The sequence below is a fragment of the Psychrobacter sp. M13 genome (assembly GCF_030718935.1).
Lineage (GTDB): Bacteria > Pseudomonadota > Gammaproteobacteria > Pseudomonadales > Moraxellaceae > Psychrobacter > Psychrobacter immobilis_G.
In genome coordinates this window covers 2,973,810-2,998,358 of record NZ_CP132194.1, presented here as the reverse complement: position 1 = coordinate 2,998,358, position 24,549 = coordinate 2,973,810, and the positions used below count along the sequence as shown (strand labels likewise).

General features: G+C 43.4%; 20 protein-coding genes and 2 tRNA genes. 12 read left to right on the top strand and 10 right to left on the bottom strand.

The features are described from left to right. Window positions 1-132: 132 nt before the first annotated feature. A complete protein-coding gene (locus Q9G97_RS12725) occupies window positions 133-1,032 on the top strand; it encodes a DMT family transporter (RefSeq protein ID WP_305899105.1) in 900 nt (299 codons plus the stop codon). On the opposite strand, the gene Q9G97_RS12720 is transcribed toward Q9G97_RS12725, so the two are convergent. The 8 genes from Q9G97_RS12720 to gltX form a co-directional block, all read right to left on the bottom strand. Beyond that, the gene (locus tag Q9G97_RS12720) at window positions 987-2,114 is read right to left on the bottom strand and encodes a DNA polymerase beta superfamily protein (RefSeq protein ID WP_305899104.1); all 1,128 of its coding nucleotides are present in this window, start codon (window positions 2,112-2,114) and stop codon (window positions 987-989) included. The genes Q9G97_RS12725 and Q9G97_RS12720 overlap by 46 nt on opposite strands. Window positions 2,115-2,132: 18 nt before the next feature. Beyond that, window positions 2,133-2,963: a nucleotidyltransferase domain-containing protein gene (locus tag Q9G97_RS12715; protein WP_305899103.1), complete on the bottom strand. Its 831-nt coding sequence runs from the start codon at window positions 2,961-2,963 to the stop codon at window positions 2,133-2,135. 204 nt (window positions 2,964-3,167) lie between these two features. After that, window positions 3,168-3,243 (bottom strand) — tRNA-Glu (locus Q9G97_RS12710). Window positions 3,244-3,392: 149 nt separating this feature from the next. Beyond that, window positions 3,393-3,468, bottom strand: a tRNA-Ala gene (locus Q9G97_RS12705). Between the two features lie 142 nt (window positions 3,469-3,610). Continuing rightward, on the bottom strand, window positions 3,611-4,495 hold the full coding sequence (locus Q9G97_RS12700; RefSeq protein WP_305899102.1) for a DUF2262 domain-containing protein: 885 nt from the start codon (window positions 4,493-4,495) through the stop codon (window positions 3,611-3,613). A gap of 99 nt (window positions 4,496-4,594) precedes the next feature. Then, on the bottom strand, window positions 4,595-5,014 hold the full coding sequence (locus Q9G97_RS12695) for a hypothetical protein (protein ID WP_305899101.1): 420 nt from the start codon (window positions 5,012-5,014) through the stop codon (window positions 4,595-4,597). 114 nt (window positions 5,015-5,128) lie between these two features. Next, complete coding sequence (locus Q9G97_RS12690) at window positions 5,129-5,494, bottom strand: hypothetical protein (protein WP_305899100.1); 366 nt, start codon at window positions 5,492-5,494, stop codon at window positions 5,129-5,131. A gap of 141 nt (window positions 5,495-5,635) precedes the next feature. Then, on the bottom strand, window positions 5,636-7,168 hold the full coding sequence (gene gltX, locus Q9G97_RS12685; protein ID WP_305900340.1) for a glutamate--tRNA ligase: 1,533 nt from the start codon (window positions 7,166-7,168) through the stop codon (window positions 5,636-5,638). 325 nt (window positions 7,169-7,493) lie between these two features. Here gltX and rsmH point away from each other — a divergent pair, with 325 nt between their 5' ends. From rsmH to Q9G97_RS12650, 7 genes are all read left to right on the top strand, one after another. After that, window positions 7,494-8,492, top strand: a complete 999-nt coding sequence (gene rsmH, locus Q9G97_RS12680; RefSeq protein ID WP_305899099.1) for a 16S rRNA (cytosine(1402)-N(4))-methyltransferase RsmH — start codon at window positions 7,494-7,496, stop codon at window positions 8,490-8,492. A gap of 309 nt (window positions 8,493-8,801) precedes the next feature. Next, complete coding sequence (locus Q9G97_RS12675; RefSeq protein WP_305899098.1) at window positions 8,802-9,269, top strand: cell division protein FtsL; 468 nt, start codon at window positions 8,802-8,804, stop codon at window positions 9,267-9,269. Then, a complete protein-coding gene (locus tag Q9G97_RS12670; RefSeq protein ID WP_305899097.1) occupies window positions 9,266-11,374 on the top strand; it encodes a penicillin-binding protein 2 in 2,109 nt (702 codons plus the stop codon). Before Q9G97_RS12675 ends, Q9G97_RS12670 begins: the two co-directional genes overlap by 4 nt. Window positions 11,375-11,605: 231 nt before the next feature. Then, window positions 11,606-13,258 (top strand): UDP-N-acetylmuramoyl-L-alanyl-D-glutamate--2,6-diaminopimelate ligase, encoded by a 1,653-nt coding sequence (locus tag Q9G97_RS12665; RefSeq protein WP_305899096.1) that lies wholly within the window; start codon window positions 11,606-11,608, stop codon window positions 13,256-13,258. Between the two features lie 113 nt (window positions 13,259-13,371). Further along, on the top strand, window positions 13,372-14,847 hold the full coding sequence (murF, locus tag Q9G97_RS12660; protein ID WP_201573618.1) for a UDP-N-acetylmuramoyl-tripeptide--D-alanyl-D-alanine ligase: 1,476 nt from the start codon (window positions 13,372-13,374) through the stop codon (window positions 14,845-14,847). A 3-nt stretch (window positions 14,848-14,850) separates the two neighbouring features. Then, window positions 14,851-15,969 (top strand): phospho-N-acetylmuramoyl-pentapeptide-transferase, encoded by a 1,119-nt coding sequence (gene mraY, locus Q9G97_RS12655; protein WP_305899095.1) that lies wholly within the window; start codon window positions 14,851-14,853, stop codon window positions 15,967-15,969. Window positions 15,970-16,115: 146 nt separating this feature from the next. After that, on the top strand, window positions 16,116-17,168 hold the full coding sequence (locus tag Q9G97_RS12650) for a putative RNA methyltransferase (protein WP_305899094.1): 1,053 nt from the start codon (window positions 16,116-16,118) through the stop codon (window positions 17,166-17,168). Here the strand turns inward: Q9G97_RS12650 and cls are convergent. Further along, window positions 17,149-18,600, bottom strand: a complete 1,452-nt coding sequence (cls, locus tag Q9G97_RS12645) for a cardiolipin synthase (protein ID WP_305899093.1) — start codon at window positions 18,598-18,600, stop codon at window positions 17,149-17,151. The two genes, Q9G97_RS12650 and cls, sit on opposite strands and share 20 nt — an antisense overlap. Before the next feature lie 391 nt (window positions 18,601-18,991). Here cls and Q9G97_RS12640 point away from each other — a divergent pair, with 391 nt between their 5' ends. From Q9G97_RS12640 to Q9G97_RS12630, 3 genes are all read left to right on the top strand, one after another. After that, entirely contained in the window at window positions 18,992-20,779 is a 1,788-nt protein-coding gene (locus tag Q9G97_RS12640) for a TrkH family potassium uptake protein (protein WP_305899092.1), read from the top strand. Window positions 20,780-20,803: 24 nt separating this feature from the next. Then, window positions 20,804-21,505, top strand: coding sequence for a TrkA family potassium uptake protein (locus Q9G97_RS12635; protein ID WP_305899091.1), 702 nt, complete (start codon window positions 20,804-20,806; stop codon window positions 21,503-21,505). A gap of 99 nt (window positions 21,506-21,604) precedes the next feature. Beyond that, window positions 21,605-22,150: a DUF3124 domain-containing protein gene (locus tag Q9G97_RS12630; protein ID WP_305899090.1), complete on the top strand. Its 546-nt coding sequence runs from the start codon at window positions 21,605-21,607 to the stop codon at window positions 22,148-22,150. Between the two features lie 89 nt (window positions 22,151-22,239). Here Q9G97_RS12630 and Q9G97_RS12625 read toward each other — a convergent pair whose 3' ends face one another. Next, window positions 22,240-23,370: an S-(hydroxymethyl)glutathione dehydrogenase/class III alcohol dehydrogenase gene (locus tag Q9G97_RS12625; RefSeq protein ID WP_201570495.1), complete on the bottom strand. Its 1,131-nt coding sequence runs from the start codon at window positions 23,368-23,370 to the stop codon at window positions 22,240-22,242. A gap of 173 nt (window positions 23,371-23,543) precedes the next feature. On the opposite strand from Q9G97_RS12625, the gene Q9G97_RS12620 reads away from it, so the two are divergent. Beyond that, the gene (locus Q9G97_RS12620; RefSeq protein ID WP_305899089.1) at window positions 23,544-24,413 is read left to right on the top strand and encodes a LysR family transcriptional regulator; all 870 of its coding nucleotides are present in this window, start codon (window positions 23,544-23,546) and stop codon (window positions 24,411-24,413) included. The last annotated feature ends 136 nt before the right edge of the window (window positions 24,414-24,549 follow it).

The window sequence follows — 24,549 nt, the reverse complement described above, 5'->3', positions numbered from 1 at the left end:
TCCTCTACATTGACTATCAGTACACAAATACACCACCTTTTGTGCGTTTAAAACGCTATCATCGTGGCTTTATGAGATTAGCAGTTTCAAGCCATGTCAGGCAAAAAGATAAATATCACTATTGAGTAAACGATGAGCAGACGCGACCTGATTATATTTATTACGCTGTCCTTTATGTGGTCGATATCTTTTGTATTTTATCGAATAGGCGTTCCTGAATTTGGCTCATTAGCCTTTGCCAGTTTGCGAGTGATTTTTGCAGGTCTGACTATGATTATCTTTTTAATAGTCAGCTCAAAAGATCACGCAGGTATCAAAGAGCGATGGAAGATACTCACTATCGTAGGCTTATTCTCTGCCGCGATTCCATTTATCTTATTTTCCTTTTCAGCGCAGACCGTCAATGCAGGCGTGCTCGCCGTTATGAATGCCGCTGTACCGATGATGAGCGGTTTTATTGCCAGTACTTTCTTCAATGAGAGACTAACCAAAAAGCAAATAATAGGCTTAATTATTGGCGTAATTGGGGTAGTTATCTTGATGAGTGAGAGTTTATTCAATGAGTCAGGTTCTAGTGATCTGAGCTCAAACCTTTTGCCACTGGGCTATGCCTTACTTGGCGCGGTCGGCTATGCGGTCGGTGCTAATATCACTAGGAATTACTTAGAAGATATCTCACCTGTAGCGATTACCGCAGGCTCGCTGATTATCGCCAGTTTAGTCATGCTCCCTGTTGCCGCTTATAACTTCCCCTATGGCGCTAGTATTAGCGTAAAGGCATGGGTATCCGTTATTTGTATTGGCGTGTTCTCTACCGCTATCGCGCTGGTGTTTATGAATCAGCTGATCAAAAGCATTGGCCCGATGCGTGCGACCAGCATTACTTTAGTGATTCCTATTTTTGCGATTATCTTAGGGTATTTATTGCTTGGCGAGGCGCTAGATATTGGCGCTATTATCGGCTCAATAGTGATATTAGTGGGTACTTATTTATCACTAAATCTATCTTTTAAAAGTTTAGGTAAGTCATAAAGCTGATCTCTTACAGTCACTAATGTAGATAAAGTTTTTTGAGTATTAGGATAATCAGGCAGAGCGCTATTGGCAAAAGCAGTTTCGATTTTCTGGGTTAGCTGTTCAGCTTGCATTAACAGCGCATCATAATCGCTAGCACCTGATTTTATCGCCAGCAACTCATCACGATTGGGACGCTCAACGATAACTTGCCCAGTAATAGCAATATCATAAGCCATCTCAAGCAAGCGAATGGTGTGCATCATATTTTTGGCATCGTACTGTTTGCCATGCGTGACTGTCGTCTGATAGCGTACTTCATTACGATCGCTTACCCACTGCCAATAGGCGGCGTAATCATTACAATATTTACTAAAGCCGTGCGCATTAAAGGATAGATAAGCTATCGGGATCATACCTTTAGGAATAGCACTAAGCTTAAGCTGAGTAGCTTCAGGTTTTTGAATCAATCCTGAAAAGTTTAGCTTATCGTCAGCATCAACATACATCGCATACATTTGCGTAGATTTTGGCATGACTACCAGACCGATTTGACTTTGACTAAAAGGTTGCTCTTTTAGCCAGTTAGCTAGTGGAATGCTATGATTATTCGCAAATACTGAGCAAAACTCTAAAATCGACTTTTTCTCTTTATCCATTGGATTTACGATTTTTTTGTTAAGTCCACGCGCTTTTTTAATCTGACTATTAGCAAACCCTGCAAAGGTATTTTTACACAACTTGCTAATAAACCACTCAGACAAGAAGCTGTCCATCACAGGATGCCGATAAAGTATCTTTTCAGCTGGAGTCGCCAACAGCTCCATCATGTTTGGATTATTCTGCAACAGCAGCTCGATATATCGGCCCAATTCATAATAGACGATATCATTGGTCGCATTATTCACTTGCGGCACATAATCACTATGTAAGCCAAAATAATGTGATTTTGGTAAATAAAACACTCCTTTGATATCAGTGTCCGACTCAGCGGTCGCTAAGCCATAAGCTCGACTGCCCGAAATGCATTCTAATAAAATTAAATTCTCATATTTTAGATATTCTATCGTGAGTGGAGGTGCTGTTGAATCTATTGCCATCGCTGTTAATCTCACCGTTTATTTACGTAATACTTTTACTGTATAAAGCACTTGCTGAAAAAACTCATTTAGAGCCGTTGCATCCGCTTTGGGCTTTTCTTTAAATACAGGCTGGTCTATATCAGTCCATAGCTGAGCAATAGCATTTTGTAATAACAGTGATATATGTAAGGTATGACGCTCATCGCAGCTACTTTTAAGTTCAATGAGTTGTAAGATAGCCGACTGCGCTTCATCACTAATCAGCTCAAACATTTCACTCATAACCACAGGTGGTGGTGTCTCGTAAGTAATGACCCATTTGGCAGCCAAGAGTGCTCGCAGTAAATAAAACAGCTTTTTTAGCTTAATAGAGGCTGTCAAATCAAGTCCGATACTTGCGGTCTTGGCCATGCCTTGATAATGATGAAAAACAGTAATCGGTTTAAAATACTCTAAACTTATTATTTTTAAAATATCTATCAGCTCTGAGCGCTGTTGATAAGTAATAGGGGAGTGTAACCACTCAAATATCACCGCATTAGACTTATAGATAAGCGTTAAAGCCTTTTTTATATCCCAACCGCCAATATCAAAAGGTACCGATAATAAATCCTCTTCGATAAATTCAAAAGTATCTTTATTATCAAATAGATTCAAATACCAATTAAGCGGATGACAATAAAGTAGGCGTACATCGTAATCACTATCAGGTGAGGCAAAACCCCAAGCCCGACTACCGCTCTCAATAGCGTGCAGGCAAGTTATATTGTAAGAGTCGCAGACTTGTGTGATAGCTTGTTTTATCTGTATTGCATCGTTTTTATTAATTGCGTCTAAGCTCTTGGTCTTATGGTCAGTATTAGTCATAATTTTGTTCTAAGAAAAGAGTGAATAATTGATTATAGTCTGTCTGCACGTCATAAAACCATCAAACTATAAAAAGTGAGAGAAATAATCACGCAAAAAAAAGCCCAATCAAATAAATGATTGGGCTTTTTAGAGTACACCTTATTAGTCTGATCTGATGCTTAATAATGCTAAGCAAAAGCGCTAATAAGTGACGCCGAATAGTGGCGTCCCCAGGGGGATTCGAACCCCCGTTACCGCCGTGAAAGGGCGGTGTCCTAGGCCTCTAGACGATGGGGACGCATAGAGTGTTATAACTATTATTTTTCAATAACGCTACAACGGTACTTCACAATATCAGAATGCTTATCTATTACTAACAAGCCTTGCCTAGGTGCTGATACTGTCCTACTAGCGATATTTATTATAGTAAAGCTAACAATAAATAGATGGTGGAGCTAAACGGAGTCGAACCGTTGACCCCTTGCATGCCATGCAAGTGCTCTACCAACTGAGCTATAGCCCCTCGCTAAGAGTGTGCGTATTTTAGGCAAGTGCAGCGATGTTGTCAATAGCTAATTTTAAAATGATAGTAAATAAGTAAATAAAGGCAATGAAAGCTACTTTTTAGGGTACTAGCGAAAGTATTTTATAAAAATAAATAATGGTTATCCTGCTATATTCGCATTTTTAAGTGTGCCATCAGTATTACCCTCTGCCATAATAATGTGCCCCCAAAACATATCACCGTCATCATAGTAAGCGGTGAATTCGCCATCATCGCTTACAGTTAATTCCTTTAATGAAATTTTATCAATAAAGCTTTCTACTGTAATAGGAAGTAGGCTTTCGCTTTCGTCATCGTCTTGTTGCCAATCGTTTGCAAGCTCAGTTAGTTTTTCTGCACAAAATCGACGTAGCTTTGTATCCCATTCTTCAGCACTATCTAATAAATACTTTAGCTGTACAACCTTCTCTTCAGCATTTTCAGCGCCTTCAATGTAAGCAGATACTGCTTGACTAAGCCAAGAGATAGCACCCTCGTACATATCTAAATCTTTATTAAGTTCCAACTTTCCTACTTGCTCGTCTTCGATAAATACAGGAGTGTTGTAAGCATTTAACACTTGCTGCAACCGATCATCAGTAATTTCATCTGATAATATCTCTAACAGCATAAAACGATGGTTAAGATTAGGCAGATCTAGTCCTAAATCGACAAAATGTTTAGAGTTGATCTCATCAGCGGGCTTTGATAGTCGTACTTTAAGCTTGTACATGCGTAAAGGTTGGAAATTAAATTTTGACGTTTTCTGTTTATTCTCTTCATCAGTAATTTGCCAAACGACTCTATCGTTTACTCTAAACAGCTCATTACTATCACGATCAACATAGGCAATGAACAATTGACTGGCCTGCCAAAGCAGCTCTCCACCTACTTTACCTGCGCCGCCACAAGAATCAGGCGTTAAAATAATAATTTGTTTTTCTTCAGAATAGAATCTGCTACCGAAAGCTACTCGTTCTTGCTCAATCTTTTGTTGATCGTCCATAGTAAAGGCCGTCCTTAGATGATTATCAGGCGAGAATGCGTCTAACCTATATTTACCAAACTACGTAAGTTTTGCGTTTGTACTAATGGCATCAATTAGCTACTGCTGCTTGGCCTTATCGTTCTTTTGCAAAAACTCACGGATATCATGTGCTTGTCTAACGCCACGAGCTAGCCAATCCACTTGCCATTCGGTAATACGCTCACCTTTATTATGAATATAAACCCCTCGTGAGGGTTGATCGACCCATTCAAGCTGTCTAACCAAGGCGACGGGTGTTCTTGAGTCTGGCGTATCATTGGCAAATACTAGAGCTTGCTCAAAAGTCATAAAAGCACGGTAATATTCAGTAGTGGCATTTAAAGGGATGCCATTGTTATCTGTAATATCTGCGTCAATATCGGGATAACACCAAACCCGATACTCCAGCACTTCATCGAAGAAATAGCCACCACCTGAGTAAGCGGCTTCATCGTATTGTCCGACTTGAGTAGGGTCTATCACGGCTGGGTATTTCATAAAAAGCCTTTTGAGACTTGAGTCGTTGTAGGGTGCGTTCCATGCACCGATGAATAATTATAACTTTATGGCTAGTGCACATGGCAGATACTACAAAAGCTTAATAGGTTCAAATTAGCGTGGATTTTGCTTGATAGCAATCTCTTTAATAGCTTTATCGGTAAAGAATTCTTCTTCAGTACCATCTGGAAAAACAATGGCACAACACGTGGTTTGGATATATTGCCCACCATTTTGTCTTACTGTGCTTATGCCTTTAAAGCCTGCGATAGCGGATGTTTTTATTGGGTCTGTATTATGACTGCTATAGTTACAGTAGGTGGTATGTATCCACTTTAAATCTTCAAAGTCTTGACCAGTTGTGAGGGTTAGCTTGGCATCGTATAGCTCTTTTACGATTGCATCATAGTATTTTTGCGCTTCTTTGAGCGTGTTAAAGACATAATCTTTGCTTTCTATAGTGACAGTTTTGGCGACCATATTTATTTCCAATTATGCGTTAGATGGTAGGTTACGTTTAATAAGAAAAGCATGGGCTTTGCTTTTACAAAACGCATGCTTTTCTTATATTGATCAATTTTTCTATTTAACGGTGCATGGAATGCACCCTACAAATAAACCTCAAAGGTTTTCATCATCCATATCAGCCAAAAAATCAGGCAACTCTGCTGCTTGTTTCTCAAGTTTTTTCAGTTTCTTTTTACCGAGGCCACCCAGTACATCAACGGCATGACGCAAGCGTATCAAGGTCATATCCGCACCGATGATCCACATTGAGTTCATCACAGGCGTTGAAGATGAGCTACCCGCGATAGCGATAAAGAACGGGGCGATAAAGTCACGCATCTTAATATCAAGCGCAGCAGATAGACCTTTGATAGTCGCGTAGATATTTTCTTCCGACCAAGTCGGTAGCGCCTCTAATTGCCAAATAGCCAGTTGCAGTACTTCCATGATTTGCTCATCGGAGAGCGATTTATGGCTAAAGTCTTCTGCTTTGATTGCTGGCAAGTTTTGGAAGTAAAAGCCACCCCAGTTGACTGCATCAGAGAGTAGTTCGATACGCGGCTGGATAGCGGCTGCCATAGCAGTGAGTTTATCGCTATCGTTTGCCCATTCTAGGATTTTGTTTTTTAATTCCTCTGGCGTGAGCGCGCGTAGCCATTCAGCATTGAGCCAATTTAGTTTTTCAACGTCAAAAATAGGACCGCCAAGTGATACACGTTGAATATCAAAGCTCGCTATCATTTCCTCTAAGGTGAATTTTTCTGCCTCATCAGGCATTGAGTAGCCCATACGACCTAGATAATTTAGTAGCGCTTCTGGTAATACGCCAGCATCACGATAATAAGTGATCGAGGTTGGGTTTTTACGTTTAGACAGCTTTGATTTATCAGGGTTACGTAGTAATGGCATATGGCAGAGTACAGGCATCTCCCAACCAAAGTATTCATACAGCAGCTGATGCTTTGGCGCAGAGTTTAGCCACTCTTCACCGCGCATGACATGACTGATCTCCATTAGGTGATCATCGACGACGTTGGCTAAATGATAAGTTGGCAGTCCGTCAGTCTTAAGCAATACTTGCATATCGACCTGCGCCCAAGGGATCTCAACCGTACCGCGGAGCATGTCTTCAACTTTACAAATACCTTCGCTTGGCACATGCATACGAATCACAAACGGCTTGCCATCAGCGACCATTTTATCCGACTCTTCGCGTGATAAATTAGCATAGCGACCGTCATAGCGTGGCGTCTCACCATTGGCCATTTGCTCAGCACGCATAGCATCCAGCTCTTCACTGCTACAAAAGCAGCGAAAAGCATGATTTCTATCGAGTAGCATTTGCGCGTGCTCTTTATAGATATCAGCGCGTTCGCTCTGACGATACGGTGCGTGTGGTCCACCGATATCAGGGCCTTCTGCCCAATCAAGTCCGACCCAACGCAGCGCGTCTAAGATCATTTGCTCAGACTGCTCAGTTGAGCGCACTTGGTCAGTATCTTCGATGCGCAGAATGAATTCGCCGCCATGCGCTTTGGCAAAGGCTAAATTAAATAATGCAATATAAGCGGTACCAACATGCGGAAAGCCAGTAGGCGATGGAGCGATACGAGTACGGATAGGGCGATTGCTAGGAGAAGTCGTCATTTGGGTCATAGTAGTCTCAGAATATTATTGTTAATCAAAAATGAGGGTTAAAAAAGTAAAATTAACAGTAGCAGATAGCGTAAAATATAGCGTCATTATAACAGGGATAGTCAATATTTTTTATTGAAAAGCCTAGATGATGCTTGACTAGCCGTGTATCCTTGCGATAATAACGCTAGATCAATGATAAGTGGTTTATTTTCATCTGATTTTTACTATTGTTAGTCTAATGGATCGTTATTTATAGAGTTATTCGTTTCGTTATCTAAAACTTAGTTTAATTCATCTAACATTCACGCACTAAAATAAGAGAAAAACAATAATTATGTCCGATGAATTAAGCTTTAACCACGACGCGGTATTATTGAACGAAGCTGTTGCCGCCGTATTAGGCGTCAAGTCATTGCCTAACAATGACAATGAAAGCCTACAAGTGAGCGGCATTTATGTCGATGCAACTTTCGGTCGTGGCGGTCATAGTCGACTGTTACTATCTCAGTTAGCTGACGATGCGCAGCTGATTGTTTTTGATAAAGACCCGACTGCTATTAGCGTGGCTGAGCAATTGGCTAGCACAGATAGTCGGGTGAAAATCGTGCATGATAGTTTTGCAACTTTGACCACCAGCTTAGCCGCGATGGGTATTACTCAAGTTGATGGGCTGATGGCAGATTTGGGCATCTCATCGCCGCAGATCGATGATGGCAGTCGCGGCTTTAGCTTTATGCGTGATGGTGCGGTCGATATGCGCATGGACACCAGTCGTGGTCAACCTGTTTCAGAATGGCTTGAGCAAGTGGATGGTGAGACTTTGGCTAACGTACTCTATGAGTTTGGCGAGGAGCGTCACAGTCGCCGTATTGCACGGGCGATTAAAGCTATGGACAGTTATACTTCTACTTTAGAGTTAGCAGAAGTCATTAAGGTAGCGCATCCCAATTGGCAACGTGGCAAGCATCCAGCGACTCAAAGCTTTCAGGCGATGCGTATATTTATTAATAATGAGCTAGGTGATGTCGAAAGCTTTTTGCAGCAAAGCATTCCAGTTATCAAGGCAGGCGGACAATTAGCCGTCATTAGTTTTCATTCCTTGGAAGACCGACTGATTAAGCAGTTTTTGCAGCGCCATAGTAAAGGGCAGTATCCTGAAGATGAGAATCTGCCGATACGTCCTGATCGCCCGCGCTACTTTGGTAAGCCCAAGCGTGTTGGCCCAAGCAAAGTTGAAATCGCTACCAATCCGCGCTCGCGCAGTGCTTGGTTACGGTCAGCGACTCGTACAGATGCCGTCGCTAATGTTTTAGATAGCGAAAACAATAAGTAGTAACTATTGAAAACAGTAAGTACTAAAAATAGTAAGTATTAAAAGCAGTCGTTCATGCTGAATGACTACGCTGCTGTTAAGAAGCTGTAAACATTAGCTGCTAGTCTTTGTTGCTTGTCTTAACGTTGCTTAAATAACTTTTTAGTTCTTTATAAGCAATAGCTAAGTAAAGGTACTGCTAGTTTCTTATCAAATATAACTGACATTTTTATTATTGCAATGAACTATAAAAACTCTTTATGACACATTGAGATTTATAGCATTTTGAGATAATTATTTTATATGTAAGCTCACCTTTCCGAGATCGTCATGGCACTATCAGGCAAACCGACTACCCGACACAAAGCGACATCACAGGCTACCACTGACGTCAGTGAGATCTTCGTACAGCGTTTTAATGTGGTCAGTATTTACGTTTTAGTACTACTGTTGCTAGCAGCGGGTATCATCTGGAGCGGTATCAAAACGGCTGACGGCGTACAGCAGTATCATCAGGATTATAAAACTTTGCAAGATATGAAAAAGCAGCATCGCAAATTACAAGTAGAGCATCAGCGCTTATTGATCGAGCAGCAAACCTTCAGTGCTACCCCGCAGATTGCCAGTCGTGCTGTCTCTGAGTTGAACATGTATTCGCCAACCCTAAAAGACAAGCTTATTATTCAACTGGGTGCGCCAGTAGCGGCTAGCGCTACGCCTAAACCTGTTGTAGCTGACAATAATGAATTGGACGAATCGTTAGAAGCGACACCTAACGCGTTGGGGGCAGGTCAATGAGCGATAAAAAACCAACCGCTAAAGGCACTGCTAAAACCGGTAATAAAAAATCAGCCACTGATAAATCGGCAGCAGGCCCAGCAGGAAAAGTCATCAAACCTCTACGTCGTAATAGCACAAAAGGTAGCAAAGAGGCGGCTAACAAGGCTAAAGATACCAGTAAAAGTCGTACCAGTAGACTGACCCAGCGATTAAAAAACAATACTTCGAAAGGCGCTTATACTAGCGTCAAAAACCGCAGCAAGCGCCCCTTTAATAAAGCTTCTGGTGCGTCATCGCGTGGCGGCTTTGAGAGTGATAAAAACCGCTTTCGTACTATTTGGGGTATTGCACTTATCGTCTTAGTTGGCTTGATAGGTCGCGCTTATTATATTCAAGTCGCCAATGCACAGTTTTATCAAGATAAAGGTAATGAGCTAATCACCAGCGTGCGTACGCAAAAGTCCTACCGCGGTATGATAACTGATCGCAACCAGCTACCGCTCGCGGTCAGTGCGCCATTGGCCACGGTCTCTTTTAGTCCGCATGACTACGCGCAAGAGTACTATGAGCTCAAGCGTATTGTCATCGAAAACCCTGATCATCCACAGATGCAAGCACGGATGCAAAAGCGCTTAGATAATATGGACCTGACTCCGCTGGCGGTAGCGGCTAATATCCCTTTAGAAAAGTTACAACAGGCTGCCGCTATTGATACTAGTGTCGATGTCACGGATGCCGATGCCGTAAAAGCAGCGCTACCCTCAGGCGCAGGCTCGCACTATCTGCCGCTACTTAATAAAGTCACCCCTGAGATTGCCCAAAGCGTCAGCTCTCTTGACTTCCCAGGCGTCTATGAAAAGAACTTTTTTCAGCGCTATTATCCACAGCCGCAGCCTAACTCACAGCTGTTAGGCTTTATGGGTCAAAACGCCAATGATCCCGATGGCGGCTATGAGGGGCGAGCAGGTATTGAGCGTCAGTTTGAGTCGATGCTATCAGGAGAGGATGGCAAAGTACTGATCTTAAAAGACGCCAAGCAAAATAGCTTACGAGAGCTTAAGCAACTTAAGCCAGAAATCGCAGGGCAAGATATGGCATTGACCATTGATTCGCGCTTGCAATATCTGCTGTATAAAGAGTTAGAGAAGGCGGGTCGCTTGCAGCAAGCGCGGTGGTCAACAGGTATGATCGTTGATGTACAGACAGGTGAAGTATTAGCGCTATCGACATGGCCTTCGTTCAATTCTAATAATCTCAATGAAATGACGGGTGAAAACCAGCGCAATCGCGCGCTGCTTGATGTGTTTGAGCCTGGCTCTGTGATGAAGCCCTTTACGGTTGCCGCAGCATTGGATTCAGGCAAATATACCTCTAATTCGCTTATTGATACCAATCCAGGCTCTATTCGCGTGCAGGGCTATACGATTCGTGACCATAACAATTTGGGCACCATTAACTTTGCGACGCTTTTGCAAAAATCTAGTAACGTCGCCTCAACCAAAATTGCATTATCACTACCGCCTGATGCTATCACTAATATGCAGCATAACTTTGGCTTTGGTAGCAAGACGCCATTGCAGTTCCCAGGTGAGGGCACAGGGCGAGTAACAACGCCAAAAGAAAAAGAGTATTCGCGTCGGGCAACCGTCAGCTATGGTTATGGTCTACAAGTGACACTTGCGCAAGTTGCACAAGCTTATGCGGCATTGGCCTCAGGCGGAGTGATGCATCCATTGACCTTGGACAAAAATGCTAAGCCACTGCCAAGTAAGCGCATCATGGAGCATGAGCAGGCGATGGATATTGTAAAAATGCTAGAGGCAGTCACTGAGCCTGGCGGTACAGCAAAAGCGGCGGCTATTGATGGCTATCGCGTTGCGGGTAAGACAGGTACTTCACGACGTATCAATCCAGACGGTGGCTATTATACTGACCAGTACCGTAATGTGTTCGCTGGTATGGCACCTGCATCCAACCCCAAGCTAGTAGGGGTGATACTGCTAGAGGATCCGCGTGGTCTGCATTATGCAGGTCTAACTGCAGCGCCAGTTTTTCATAACGTGATGAAAGAAGCGCTACGTCTCTACAACGTACCTTTAGATAAGCCTTTAGAGACGCAGTAGCTAGTGTATTAGGCTATCTATTATTGGCAGTTATCGTTGGCAGTTATTAGCGACAGGCTTGAATACGCTAATCCCTTTACGCGTCTTGTTTTTATTTAGGATTAACTTTAATGCTTATAATTAATTATAAGCGTTAAATAATTTATAAATTAATTTCACCCTATTTTTTGCATCGACCCTTTTAACGAGTTATGCTAACGGCTATTTTTATTATTTGTCTAGGATTTGCCCATGACTCAAGCTTCTGATAATACTGTGACTTTTGATACTGTAACTTTGCAACAGCTAATAGACAGTAGTAGCGATAGTACGATAAATCAGTCATTAAGAGGCATAGCTCGAGCAGCAGATGGTCTAGATTCAATTAATGAAATCCCTTTTCATCAGCTTTGTTTAGACAGTCGGCAAGTCAATAAAGGCGACGTTTTTGTCTTGCTCACTAGCCAAACGCAAAATCCTCAAGCCAGTTCAGAGTATCTTAAACAAGCCGCCGCGCAAGCCGCCTTTATTTTATCTGAGATTGAGCCCAGTGCTTTGCTAGCTACTGATGATGAATCCGCTAACAACACGCAGGATTTAGACAACCTACCTTGTCCTGTGCTATACGTGCCTAATATTCGTGATGTATTGGGAGATTTAGCGCAAGCAAAGCTGCAGTATCATCAGTCTGTCGCCCTACCGAGCGTAGTAGCCGTGACAGGTACTAATGGTAAGACCACTATTAGTCAATTGGTTGCGCAATTAGCACAGCTGGCGTCACTCAGCAGTGCCGTTATGGGTACAGCAGGCAATGGCAGACTGGGCGCTTTGGTACAAGCTAGCCATACCACAGGCGATGCCTTGGCAGTGCAGCAGTTCTTACATCAGATGGGTGTAGAAAGCGCCGATCTATTAGCGCTTGAGGCCAGCTCGCACGGCCTTGATCAGCAGCGTCTGCAAGGCGTGCCTATAAAAGTTGCCATTTATACCAACCTTAGTCGTGATCATCTTGATTATCATACTGATATGGATGAGTATGTCGCGGCAAAGGCGAAGCTGTTTGATCGTCGCTATTTCCCAGATTTGACCCATGCTATTATCAATATCGATGACGCCCATGGTGAGAACTATGCGCAAGTGATGCTAGATACTGCATATGCCAGCGAGCTGACAGTCTGGACCTATAGCTTACAGCCCTCAGCGCAAGCTACCTTTGTCGCCACTGATATTGAACCGAGTTTGGAGGGGGTAAAGATCACTTTACGCACCCAAATCGCTGATACTCAAACGACGGATATAACCGTAGTTAGCCCCTTATTAGGGCGTTTTAATGTGGCTAATCTACTAGCCGCTATCGGTGCTGTAGTCGCACTTGGTATAGATATTGAGCAGGTAGCCAAGCTAGTACCACAGCTGCAAGGTGCTGTCGGACGGATGCAGCGCGTGGCATCTAACGACGGCTGTTTTATAGTCGATTACGCGCACACGCCTGATGCCCTCAGCCAAGTGCTCGCTAGTCTAAAAACGCATTGTAAAGGTCAGTTATGGGCAGTGTTCGGCTGCGGCGGTGATCGTGATAGCGGCAAGCGTCCATTGATGGCGCAGGCAGGTCTAGCAGGTGCTGACCGCGTCATCTTGACCGCCGACAATCCGCGTACTGAAGATCCGAAGCAGATATTACAAGACATGCAAGTCGGCATGAGCACTGAGCAATATCAGCGTACCTATATCGAGCATGCTCGCAGACAAGCGATTGAATATGCGGTTAATCATGCAGGCGTCGATGATATCGTGGTTATTGCAGGCAAAGGCCATGAGACCTATCAAGAGATCCATGGCGTGCGTCATGACTTTGATGACAGTATCGTATTGCAGCAAGCGCTGCAGCAAGCAGGGCGGTTATAATTATCTGCTGAACTGTTGATTAACCCCTGCGTTTAAATTAATAACTGTATTTAAGTTCACACCTACTTTTACATTAATAAATAAAAATAAGCCGCTACTTAGAGGTAACAATGATGACCGCCGATACTGAAAATACGATACAGTCGCAAGGGCTTTATGTTTGGCAAGCTGACAATCTGCTAGCAGCCACGACGACACTCGATGGGCGTTGGCAGCTTCCTGAAACTCAAAAAACCGCTGATAACCAAGCTAGTGATGATAAGACGGCTGCCCATATTGTCACAGCCAATCGTATTGCTACTGATACACGGACTATAAAGAGCGGCGATATCTTTTTGGCCTTACAAGGCGATAACTTTGATGGTCATGATTATATCAATCTAGCCGCTTCTAAAGGCGCACTTGCCGCTATTGTCTCGCGCCCGATTTCAACGAGTATTCCACAGTTAGTGGTCAGTGATACGCGCTTGGCTCTGGGACATTTGGCTGCACATCGCCGTCAGCAGCATAAAGACGTAACTATTATCGCTATTACAGGCTCCAGTGGTAAGACTACTTGTAAGGAGATGCTAGGCAGTATTTTTGGTCGCCTAGCACCAACCCTTATCACTCGCGGTAACCTCAATAATGACTTGGGCGTGCCCATGATGCTGCTTGAGCTCTCCGATCATCATCGCTATGCCATTATAGAGCTTGGCGCCAATCATATCGGTGAGATTGCTTATACTACCGAAATTGTCCGCCCTGATGTGGCTTGTATTCTCAATATTGGCACAGCACATTTGGGAGAATTCGGTAGTCGTGAGGGTATTTGCCAAACTAAGGCTGAGATTTACCATACTCTAAAGGCTGAGCAGTACGCTATCGTGCCCGATAATGACGATTTTACTAACCAGTTGCGCCGCATTGCTGAGGATAACACTGCAAACGTCATTGGCTTCGGTAATACTGATGTTAGTGCCAGCCACCTCGATGTTGAGCCTGAGCGTAGCGAGTTCAAGTTACATATCGGCACGCAAGTAAAAGATATCTGTCTGCCATTGGCGGGCGAGCATAATGTCAATAATGCTTTGGCAGCTGCCGCCTGTGCCCATGCCCTTAACATCAGTATAGATGACATCGTTGTCGGGTTAGAGAATGCCCGTCCAGCAAAAGGCCGTTTAGATAGTCAGATGCTAGGCTTGCATCGCTTAATCGATGATACTTATAACTCTAACCCGCATTCGGTACGGGCCGCGACCAAAGTATTAGCCGCGCAAACAGGTACGAAAATTTTAGTATTAGGAGATATCGGCGAGCTTGGCGCGGCGGCGGTCAGTGAGCACCAAAGCTTAGGTCGAACGATTGCTACCGCTGGCATAGATATATTGCTTTGTGTTGGTGAATACGCAGGTTATACGGTAGCAGGTGCCAAAGAGATTGGCACAGCGGATAGTATCAACGCGCAAGCTTTCGATGATAAAGACAGTCTTTTATCTTATTTACAGCAGTATTTACAAGTGCAGCAATTGCACCCTTGTACGGTATTGTTCAAGGGGTCGCGATTTATGGAAATGGAAACCCTTATTGATGCACTAGTAAAGGAGTAGGCGGTGTTAGTTTGGTTGTTTGAATGGCTTAGCCAGTATTATACGCCGTTTTCTGCGGTATCCTCTTTAACCCTGCGAGCTTTATTAGCGGTCGTGACAGCGCTAGCTTTGAGCATGACCTTTGGTGGTCGGGTCATTCGTCATTTGCGCACGCTTAAGTACGGGCAGGCTATACGTAATGACGGGCCACAGTCGCATCTAGCAAAGACAGGGACACCGACGATGGGCGGGGTGATGATCTTAGCCACTATTGCGATATCGACACTCTTGTGGGCGCGACTAAACAATCCTTATGTGTGGATTCTGCTGGTGGTGATGATTATCTTTGGGGCAGTCGGTTGGACTGATGATTGGCTCAAGATCAAATATAAAGATCCCAAAGGTTTGATCGCGCGCAAAAAGTACTTTTGGTTATCGATGGGTGCGCTATTCGTTGGCGCATCGCTTTATTATATTGCCACCCTCCAGCCAGATATCACGACTACCAGAGCGATGCAGGATTTATTATTGCCTGTCTTTAAAGATTGGGTGATTCCTTTCTCAGCGCTACCGCTGGGTATCGGTTTTATTATTTTTACCTATTTCGTGATTAATGGTGCCTCCAATGCGGTCAACTTAACCGATGGCTTGGATGGTTTGGCTATATTGCCTGTGGTGTTAGTGGCGGCAGGTCTTGGTGCGATGGCTTATGTTTCGGGTGATGTACGTTTCTCCGAGTATTTGCATGTGCCTTATATCGCCTATAACTCTGAGGTTATTATCGTTTGTGGCGCTATGGTTGGCGCAGGTCTAGGATTTTTGTGGTTTAACGCGCATCCTGCCCAAGTGTTTATGGGTGATGTTGGCGCGCTAGCATTAGGTGCAATGCTGGGAACGATTGCAGTCATGACCCGTCAAGAGATTGCCTTTGCGATTATGGGTGGCTTATTTGTCGCTGAAGCCTTATCCGTTATATTACAAGTAGGCTCGTATAAGCTACGCAAAAAGCGTATATTCCGTATGGCACCGCTTCATCATCACTTTGAAGAGATCGGTTGGAAAGAGACCCAAGTGGTGGTTCGATTCTGGATTATCGCTATCTTATTAGTGATCTTCGGTCTTATGACCTTGAAACTAAGATAAAAATTAGCGTTATCAATTAACTTATTAGCTATCAATTTACCTACTAAAAAGGCGCTTGTTAGAGCATTTTTAGTAGGTTAAATAAGCTGAGTTTTGCTAAGATGTTGTTTTAATTTTTCTACTTTTTTGCTGCCTTTGAGAATGTTGTGTCCTTATTTATTTGCCCGCTTTGCCAGTCACCACTGCAACCTGCTATTTATAATTGGTGTTGTGATGGCAGTCTCAATTCTAAACAAACGACGCACGGCTTTGATGTGGCGCGGCAAGGGTACGTCAATCTGTTACCTGTACAGCAAAAGAAGTCCAAAGCGCCCGGTGACAGTGCTTTATCAATTAAGGCGCGGCAACGTTTTTTGCAGGCAGGCTACTATCAGCCTCTACGAGACTTAATCTGTGAGCAAATAACCTTATGGTTAGCTAAAGAGATGTCAGTCAAAGAGCGGGCGTATAATGAACAGGTCGCTTATGCTAACAGCCGCTGGCTCGATATTGGCTGCGGGGAGGGCTACTATACTCAAGCGCTAGCAGAAGTCGATATCGACGAGCTAATAGCTGCTGATATCAGCAAGCCTGCGTTGATAGAGATGGCAAGAGGTAGTAAAGCGGCCCATACTTTGTGGTATCAACAAGACGTTGCAAACACCAATCAAGGAGTTAATCATGAGCAGACGCGCCAACAAAGCCAAAAAGATAGTCAGCAGCCGTCGCCGAAAAAGACTGTTGTTTACCCAATCGTTACCAGCGCCGCTCATCTACCGCTACAAGCGCAGAGCATAACGGGTATTAGTAGTATTTTCAGTCCGATACTGCCAGCAGCATTCGCTCAGGTTTTGCAAGATAATGGCTATCTAATCATTGCCAAACCTGATAGTGGTCATCTAGCGAGTATGCGCGCAGCACTATTTGATGAGGTTCGTGAGCATGATTCAGACAAGTTTTTGACTGAGCTTGCGCCGTATTTTACTTTGCTTGAGACCCATCAAGTAAGCACTGAGTTGAGCTTGTCAGCACAAGCGCTGGCGGACTTATTGACCATGACGCCGTATGCGTATCGGGCGCAAATTGATAAGCGTCGAGCCTTACTAGATTTGGTTGATACTAAGCCTTTTATAACAGAAGCTAAGTTTGTTGTTTATATATTGCAGAAGACGTCAAAGGGCGAGGCTCAAACCAGACACTCTAAAGAACAGGCCCCATAGTCGCAACGATATTATTCCATATTTTATAAGGGACTGACCACGCCTCAACATGCTCGCGAAGCACCTCATCTGAGTCAGCGATGTATTGAAACTGCCGCTCAACGATATCGGCAGTCAGCGTTTTATCGCTGATAACCACGTTATTCTCATAGTTCAAATCAAAGCTGCGCAGATCAAGATTGGTTGAGCCGATCAAGCTGATTTCGCCATCAATAGTCAAAGTCTTAGCGTGCAGTAACCCAGGCTTATACTCATAGATTTTTACGCCCGCCTCAAGTAATTGCCAGTAGTAGCTATGAGAAGTCGCTGCAACCACAAAAGAGTCGTTTTTTTGGGGGAAAATCATCGTCACATCGACACCGCGATAGGCTGTCGCGCACAAAATGCTAACTAGCGAATAATCAGGAACAAAGTAAGGGGTGGAGATAATAAGCGTGTGCTGGGCTTGGCTAATCAGTGCGCCCAAGAACTGCGGGGTGGTGCCATGACGCTGAGTTGGCCCGTCGGCAAATACCTGAGCTGCAAAACCATCAGCCTGCTGTTCACTATCGATATCAGTATAATACTTAAAGCTCTCAACGGGAGTTTCAGGGTTTTGAGTGAGCCAATCACTAGCGAACAATATCTGATTTTGGGCAACCACTGGTCCTTCAACTCGTAACATGATATCTACCCATGGTGCGTATTTTGGCTTAACGCGAAATTCAGGATCGGCGCAGTTACGACTGCCACAATAGCCAATTTTACCATCTATCACAGTGATTTTGCGGTGATTGCGTAGATCCAAACGACTGAATAAGATAACCTTTATCAGGTTGCTAATCGGTAGCGCTACGCTCACTTGTACACCAGCATCCTGCATATCTTGCCAAATCCTCGAGCCGATCATCTTACGCGAACCCATACCGTCGACCATCGCTCGGCAAGTCACGCCACGCTTAGCAGCACGTATTAAGGCCTCTGCCGTATCAATACCCATCCCATCGATTAGCCAAATATAATACAGCACATGGATGTGATCGGTTGCTGCGTCAAAGTCCGCAATCATCCGCGCTTGAGTATCGGCTGCATCACCCATTAGCTCAGCATGATTACCAAGTGTGGTATGAAATCCAGTCACATTAGCCGAATAAGAAAATGCAGCCTGATAGGCGGGTTTTATTGCCTCCGCTAATGAGGCGTTATGACCGAGCACTTCAGGGTTATGGCTATGCAATCTATCGATAATCTGTCGATGCTCACGCTCAAAGCCACGGCCTAAGTGAATCTCACCAAACATCCAATATACAACTACGCCAATATAGGGCAGGATAAACAGAATGACCAGCCAAGCCAGCCGCGCAGGTGAGGATAAATCATGGCGAGCTAAAACTCTAAGAGAGATAACGATCAGCAAAATAAAATGAATCGTTAGCAGTATGTCAGTGACCATAAAAATATCCGATAGTAGGCAGGTGTGCTGGTAGAGAGTCAGCTGTGAGTGATTATAAACCACTCTACCATAAAGTAAGTTTTCATCAGCAAGGTGGTCATTTTCGATAAATAATAGATGTTAGTTCAGCGAAAAAGGACAGTAGAAATTAGGTGATTGTCATTTATTAGCTTGAATAATTGGTTACTATTATTAGAATATTTTTTTAGCATCTTTATTAAAAGTGGCGTATAAATGATTTGGAAATAGGTTTGCACTGGCGTAATAAGCGTTTTTTAAGCGTCAAAGTCGAATGATGGTTATGGTCTGATTAAATACAGATTTTGCTATAAATTTATTTTGATTTTCGCTCTATTATTCGCAACTTTACCGCCTCTATCGGACTCAAGCTATGCGCGCAGCCATACCTTATCGGTTGTTAAATAAAATAGCCATTGTCATCAGCTTTTTTGGGGTTGGCATCGCGCTAATCGACAGTGGCTTTACGCTGACAACTTGGCTACAGCAGCTATTTCACTTTTTTTATTTGGCTATTATTGTCATAGGGTTTTTAGCGATCTTAGATCGTTATATGCGCCCAAAAACGCTGCTAGTTCTGCATGAGCTACTATTCAATAAAGTCGCTATATTTGACTTTTTTACGAGCATAACTATCATCATATTACTGGCGCTACATTTTACTGATTTATTACAGTCAGGATTTTCAATGGCTGTTGATGGTTTTGTCGCGATTAAAGTTGCAGTATTTGTCACTTTTATTCGTGAGATATCCGATACCGATTTCAACTTAAAGCGTACCTTTTTAAATCCAGGCCAGTTTTTTATCTTAAGCTTTATGTCAGTGATTCTGCTTGGCGCGCTGTTATTGATGATGCCTAAAGCCACGACCCAATCGATATCTTTTGTCGATGCGCTGTTTACAGCGACGAGTGCGGTCTGTGTGACGGGGCTGATAGTAGTCGATACTGCAACTGATTTTACCACCTTTGGACAAGTCATTATTATGGGTCTTATCCAAATTGGTGGCTTAGGTATTTTGACTTTTGTCACTTACTTTAGCTATTTTTTTAAGGGTGGTGTCAGTTATGAGACCCAGCTAAGCATCGGTGAGATGACCTATGCGCGAAGAATGGGCGATGTAGTCGCTACTCTTAAATCTATTCTCTATGTCACTTTTGGCGTTGAAGCAGTAGCGGCTGCGCTGATCTTTATTAGTATCTATGATCTACCCAATATGGATTTATCCGAACGCTTGTTTTTTGCCACCTTTCATGCGGTTTCAGCATTTTGTAATGCAGGTTTTTCGACGTTTAGCGCGGGACTCTATGATGAGGCACTCCGTTTTAATTACCCTTTGCAATTAACCATTGCGACTACTTTTATATTCGGTGGCTTAGGTTTTATTATCGTAGTTAATCTATTGCGTTACTTGCGCTATCGTACCGAGCGCTTGCTATACCACAATAGTTATAGTAATGAGCCTCGGTATAACTATCAGCCGTGGCTACTTAATATCAATAGCCGTATTACATTGATCACCACTGGGATCTTACTGTTGATCGGGCTAGTTGGGGTGATGATATTTGAGTACAACGGGGTACTGGCAGAGCATAATAGTATTTTTGGTAAGCTAATAGCAGGGTTCTTTACCGCAGCGACGCCAAGGACCGCAGGCTTCAATAACGTTGATATGGACAGCTTAGCTTTTCCAACGATTATGCTGACTATATTTTTGATGTGGGTTGGTGCCTCTCCAAATTCGACGGGTGGCGGTATCAAAACCAGCACCCTTGCTATTGCATTATTAAATACCTTGAGCTTAGCACGGGGACTGTCTAGAGTGGAGGTGTTCCAACGCGAAATCGCAGACATTTCTATTCGCCGCGCTTTTTCCATTATGTGGCTATCGCTGTTGGTTATCGGTTCTGGTGTGACCATAATGAGCTACAACCAGCCTGAGCTTGACTTATTTAAAGTCGTTTTTGAGTGTTTCTCAGCCTATAGCACAGTCGGTTTGAGCCTCAATCTGACAGCTACTTTGTCAGATTTTAATAAGATAGTGGTCGTGGTTATCATGTTCGTTGGGCGAGTGAGTATGCTCACTATCTTTATTGCTTTGCTCAAAAACACTCGTCAACGCAACTATCGTTATCCCACCGAAGAGATTACGATTAACTAAGCTCAGTCATCTAGTAGGAGAGTTATGAAATTTATTATATTAGGCTTAGGAAGCTTTGGCTCATCATTGGGCATAGCGCTGACCAGTCAAGGTCATGAGGTGATCGGTATCGACAGCAATATGCAAAAGGTCGAAGCTTACAAAGAAGTTATCTCGCATACTATCTGTATGAGTGCCACTGATGAGTATGCTGTCAAAGGCTTGCCGATTATTGACACTGATATCGTCATCGTCGCTATAGGTGAGGATCAAGGCGCTAACGTCATGGCAACCGCCTTATTTAAAACCCTAAAAGCTAAACGTCTGATCAGTCGTAGTATTAACCCCTTACATGAGACCGTATTGCAAGCTATCGGAGTGGATGATATTTTTCATCCTGAGAAAGAATCGGCAATGCGCTGGGCAAAACGCCTGTCATTACGCTATTTTGTAGATTCGTTTGAGCTAAGCGACACTTTTAGTATGGTTGAGATTAAGATACCGCAAGCTTTGGTGGGTAAAGCGGTCAATGAGCTAAAACTTGAGCAAAAGTTTAACATCAAGCTACTAAGTACTTTATGCTATGAAGAATACGAGGACAGCTTTGGACTTATGCAAAGCAAACCAAGCATCCAAGGCTTGGTCACTCCTGAGCAAATACTACAAAAAAACGATGTGCTAGTGGTCTATGGCGCCAATAAGCATATCAATCAGTTCTTGCGTAGTGTTGGAGTCAGAGTACATTAGTAGGCTGGTATATTGACTCTCAGCTGTTTACACTGATAACGACCAACACTAGTAACTATCTGTAATAACCGTTATTTGGATGTATAAAGGAAAAAGGTCATGACTAAATGTCGACTCTCCATACTTAGCATCAGCGTAGTACTACTGCTGTCAGGTTGCAATTCGCCCGATTTAGACCCTAATGTTGTACTGTCTGAGGATCAGCAAGACCCAATCAAAGAGCTTGAGATTACACAAGCGGTCGATCGTAGTCAGTTTCAGTATAAGCAAACCTTTTATGTACCGATCTACTCCGATATCTATACTGATAGAGATAATCGCAAAGTCTTGCTATCAGCGACGTTGAGCGTGCGTAATACTACCCTAAATAAGTCACTTTATATTAATAAAATTGATTATTATGATACGCACGGTAATTTTGTAAAAGCCTATTTAGACAAGCCTATTGAGCTACCAGCGATGGGCACGCTCAATTATATTGTTGAAAAGGAAGAGAATAGAGGCGGTGCAGGGGCTAATTTTATCGTTGAAGTTGAAGGCATAGATGAGACAGTGACGCCAGTGATAGAGGCTGTTATGATTGGCAATTTTAGCAATAAAGCCTTTGCGTTTAGTACAGAAGGCACACCTGTCATACACGAGTAACTACGACAACTCAAAATATAATAACTCAATCAAAAATGCTGCCCCATCTCGGGACAGCATACTTATGACTTAAATTAGATAGCTGACTTTTATGATTTAAAATGCAACACTGTACGAATACTCTCACCTTTATGCATCAAGTCAAACGCTTCATTAATATTTTCTAATGGCATGGTATGAGTGATAAAGTCGTTCAATGGGATATCACCTTGCATATAACGATCGACGTAACCAGGTAGCTCTGAACGGCCTTTAACCCCACCAAATGCTGAACCACGCCAGACGCGACCTGTTACTAGCTGGAATGGACGGGTTGAAATTTCTTTACCTGCACCAGCGACACCGATGATAACCGACTCGCCCCAGCCTTTGTGGCAGCACTCAAGCGCTGAACGCATGACATCGACATTACCGATACACTCAAACGAGTAATCAACGCCGCCATCCGTCATCTCAACGATGACCTCTTGGATAGGCTTATCGTAGTCTTTAGAGTTGATGCAATCAGTCGCGCCTAGTTTTTTAGCCAATTCAAATTTATCTTCGTTAATATCAACGCCAATGATACGGCTGGCTTTGGCCATTTTGGCACCGATAACGGCTGCGAGTCCAATACCACCAAGACCAAAGATAGCCACAGTAGCGCCTTCTTCAACCTTGGCGGTATTCATGACCGCGCCCATACCGGTCGTCACGCCGCAACCAAGTAAGCAAACTTTTTCTAATGGTGCGTCTTTATTGACTTTGGCCAATGAAATCTCTGGCAATACTGTGTATTCAGAAAAGGTTGAGCAACCCATATAATGGTAAATTGGCTCACCATCTTTATAAAAACGCGTTGTGCCGTCTGGCATTAAGCCTTTACCTTGAGTCTCGCGCACTGCTGAGCATAGGTTGGTTTTACCTGATAAGCAAAATTTACATTCGCCACATTCTGCGGTATATAAAGGAATGACATGATCGCCAACTTGCACGCTGGTGACACCTTCACCGATTTGCTCAACGATACCGCCACCTTCATGACCTAAGATCGCTGGGAACACACCTTCTGGATCCTCACCCGATAGCGTATAAGCATCGGTATGACAGACACCACTAGCAAGAATTTTTACTAATACTTCGCCTTTGCGCGGCAGCATCACATCGACTTCTTCGATCGATAATGGTTGGTTTGGTCCCCAAGCGATAGCGGCTTTAGATTTGATAAATTTATCTGACATAACAGTCTCTCTTTTTTTAGTGAATTGGACTTTTAGTATATGCAAGCCTTAACTGTAATAAACGAGTGTTATAGACTGTAGCATATTTAAGCTTATAGTAACTATTATACTTATTTCTGAACTGATGATAATATGCTATATTCGAAAATATCTTTTACGCTGTGGTAACAATCATGAAATGGGAAGGTATTAGCGAATTTGTCTACGTGGCTGAATACGAAAGCTTTACTAAAGCCGCCAAAAATATTGGTCTCTCAACCGCACAAGTCAGTCGTCAAGTAAGCGCCTTAGAGAAGCGTCTGAATATCAAGTTGCTGTATCGCACCACGCGTAGGGTATCGCTCACTGAAGAGGGGCAAGTGTTTTACCAGCACTGCCGCGCGGTGCTAGACGGTTTAGATGCTGCTGAGCAAGCCGTCAGTAATTTGCAATCAAAACCGCAAGGTAGGATTAAGCTTACCGCCCCAGTCACCTATGGAGAGCAACAGTTACTACCACTAGTGAATGACTTTATGATGCGCTATAGCGATATCGAAGTGACCGCTTTTTTGAGTAATCAAACGGTTGACTTATTAGAGGGCGGTTATGATTTAGCGATTCGTATCGGTAATTTAAATGATTCGACAATGATGGCTAAAAAACTCAGTAGCCGCACCAACTTTGTTTGTGCCGCGCCTGCTTATATCAAAAAATACGGTGTACCAAACACGCTGACTGAGCTTGGCCAGCATAACTGTTTGCTTGGCACCTTGGATTACTGGCATTTTAAAGAACAGGGCAAAGAGCGCAATATTCGGGTGACTGGTAGCGTGCGTTATAACAGCGGTTATAGTTTGGCTGACGCCGCACTAAAAGGGCTTGGTATCGTGCAGTTGCCTGATTATTATGTGCAAAAGTATTTACAATCAGGAGCGCTGATAAGCATATTAGATAGCTATAGAGAGCCTGAAGAGGCTATATGGGCGCTCTACCCGTACAATCGTTATTTATCCCCCAAAATTAGGCTGTTAGTAGAGTTTTTAGCAGAGCGCTTGCTTCCATAATGAGCGAGTAAAGCTATGTAAGTAATGCGTACTGTGTCAGTAAGGTGTTATCTATACCAGTACAGCAAAATGTTAAGATTATCTTCATTCCCTTCTATTATTTATACAGCTTCAAGTTACTTAACTTCGAGCGATA

What these genes read in the sequence shown, in the direction of transcription:
- cls (WP_305899093.1), bottom strand. Translation starts at nt 18,600, where the DNA reads ATGGTCACTGACATACTGCTAACGATTCATTTTATTTTGCTGATCGTT.
- Q9G97_RS12630 (WP_305899090.1), top strand. Translation starts at nt 21,605, where the DNA reads ATGACTAAATGTCGACTCTCCATACTTAGCATCAGCGTAGTACTACTG.
- Q9G97_RS12625 (WP_201570495.1), bottom strand. Translation starts at nt 23,370, where the DNA reads ATGTCAGATAAATTTATCAAATCTAAAGCCGCTATCGCTTGGGGACCA.
- rsmH (WP_305899099.1), top strand. Translation starts at nt 7,494, where the DNA reads ATGTCCGATGAATTAAGCTTTAACCACGACGCGGTATTATTGAACGAA.
- Q9G97_RS12725 (WP_305899105.1), top strand. Translation starts at nt 133, where the DNA reads ATGAGCAGACGCGACCTGATTATATTTATTACGCTGTCCTTTATGTGG.
- Q9G97_RS12670 (WP_305899097.1), top strand. Translation starts at nt 9,266, where the DNA reads ATGAGCGATAAAAAACCAACCGCTAAAGGCACTGCTAAAACCGGTAAT.
- Q9G97_RS12635 (WP_305899091.1), top strand. Translation starts at nt 20,804, where the DNA reads ATGAAATTTATTATATTAGGCTTAGGAAGCTTTGGCTCATCATTGGGC.
- gltX (WP_305900340.1), bottom strand. Translation starts at nt 7,168, where the DNA reads ATGACGACTTCTCCTAGCAATCGCCCTATCCGTACTCGTATCGCTCCA.
- murF (WP_201573618.1), top strand. Translation starts at nt 13,372, where the DNA reads ATGACCGCCGATACTGAAAATACGATACAGTCGCAAGGGCTTTATGTT.
- Q9G97_RS12665 (WP_305899096.1), top strand. Translation starts at nt 11,606, where the DNA reads ATGACTCAAGCTTCTGATAATACTGTGACTTTTGATACTGTAACTTTG.
- Q9G97_RS12720 (WP_305899104.1), bottom strand. Translation starts at nt 2,114, where the DNA reads ATGGCAATAGATTCAACAGCACCTCCACTCACGATAGAATATCTAAAA.
- Q9G97_RS12690 (WP_305899100.1), bottom strand. Translation starts at nt 5,494, where the DNA reads ATGGTCGCCAAAACTGTCACTATAGAAAGCAAAGATTATGTCTTTAAC.
- Q9G97_RS12675 (WP_305899098.1), top strand. Translation starts at nt 8,802, where the DNA reads ATGGCACTATCAGGCAAACCGACTACCCGACACAAAGCGACATCACAG.
- Q9G97_RS12640 (WP_305899092.1), top strand. Translation starts at nt 18,992, where the DNA reads ATGCGCGCAGCCATACCTTATCGGTTGTTAAATAAAATAGCCATTGTC.
- Q9G97_RS12715 (WP_305899103.1), bottom strand. Translation starts at nt 2,963, where the DNA reads ATGACTAATACTGACCATAAGACCAAGAGCTTAGACGCAATTAATAAA.
- Q9G97_RS12695 (WP_305899101.1), bottom strand. Translation starts at nt 5,014, where the DNA reads ATGAAATACCCAGCCGTGATAGACCCTACTCAAGTCGGACAATACGAT.
- Q9G97_RS12700 (WP_305899102.1), bottom strand. Translation starts at nt 4,495, where the DNA reads ATGGACGATCAACAAAAGATTGAGCAAGAACGAGTAGCTTTCGGTAGC.
- Q9G97_RS12620 (WP_305899089.1), top strand. Translation starts at nt 23,544, where the DNA reads ATGAAATGGGAAGGTATTAGCGAATTTGTCTACGTGGCTGAATACGAA.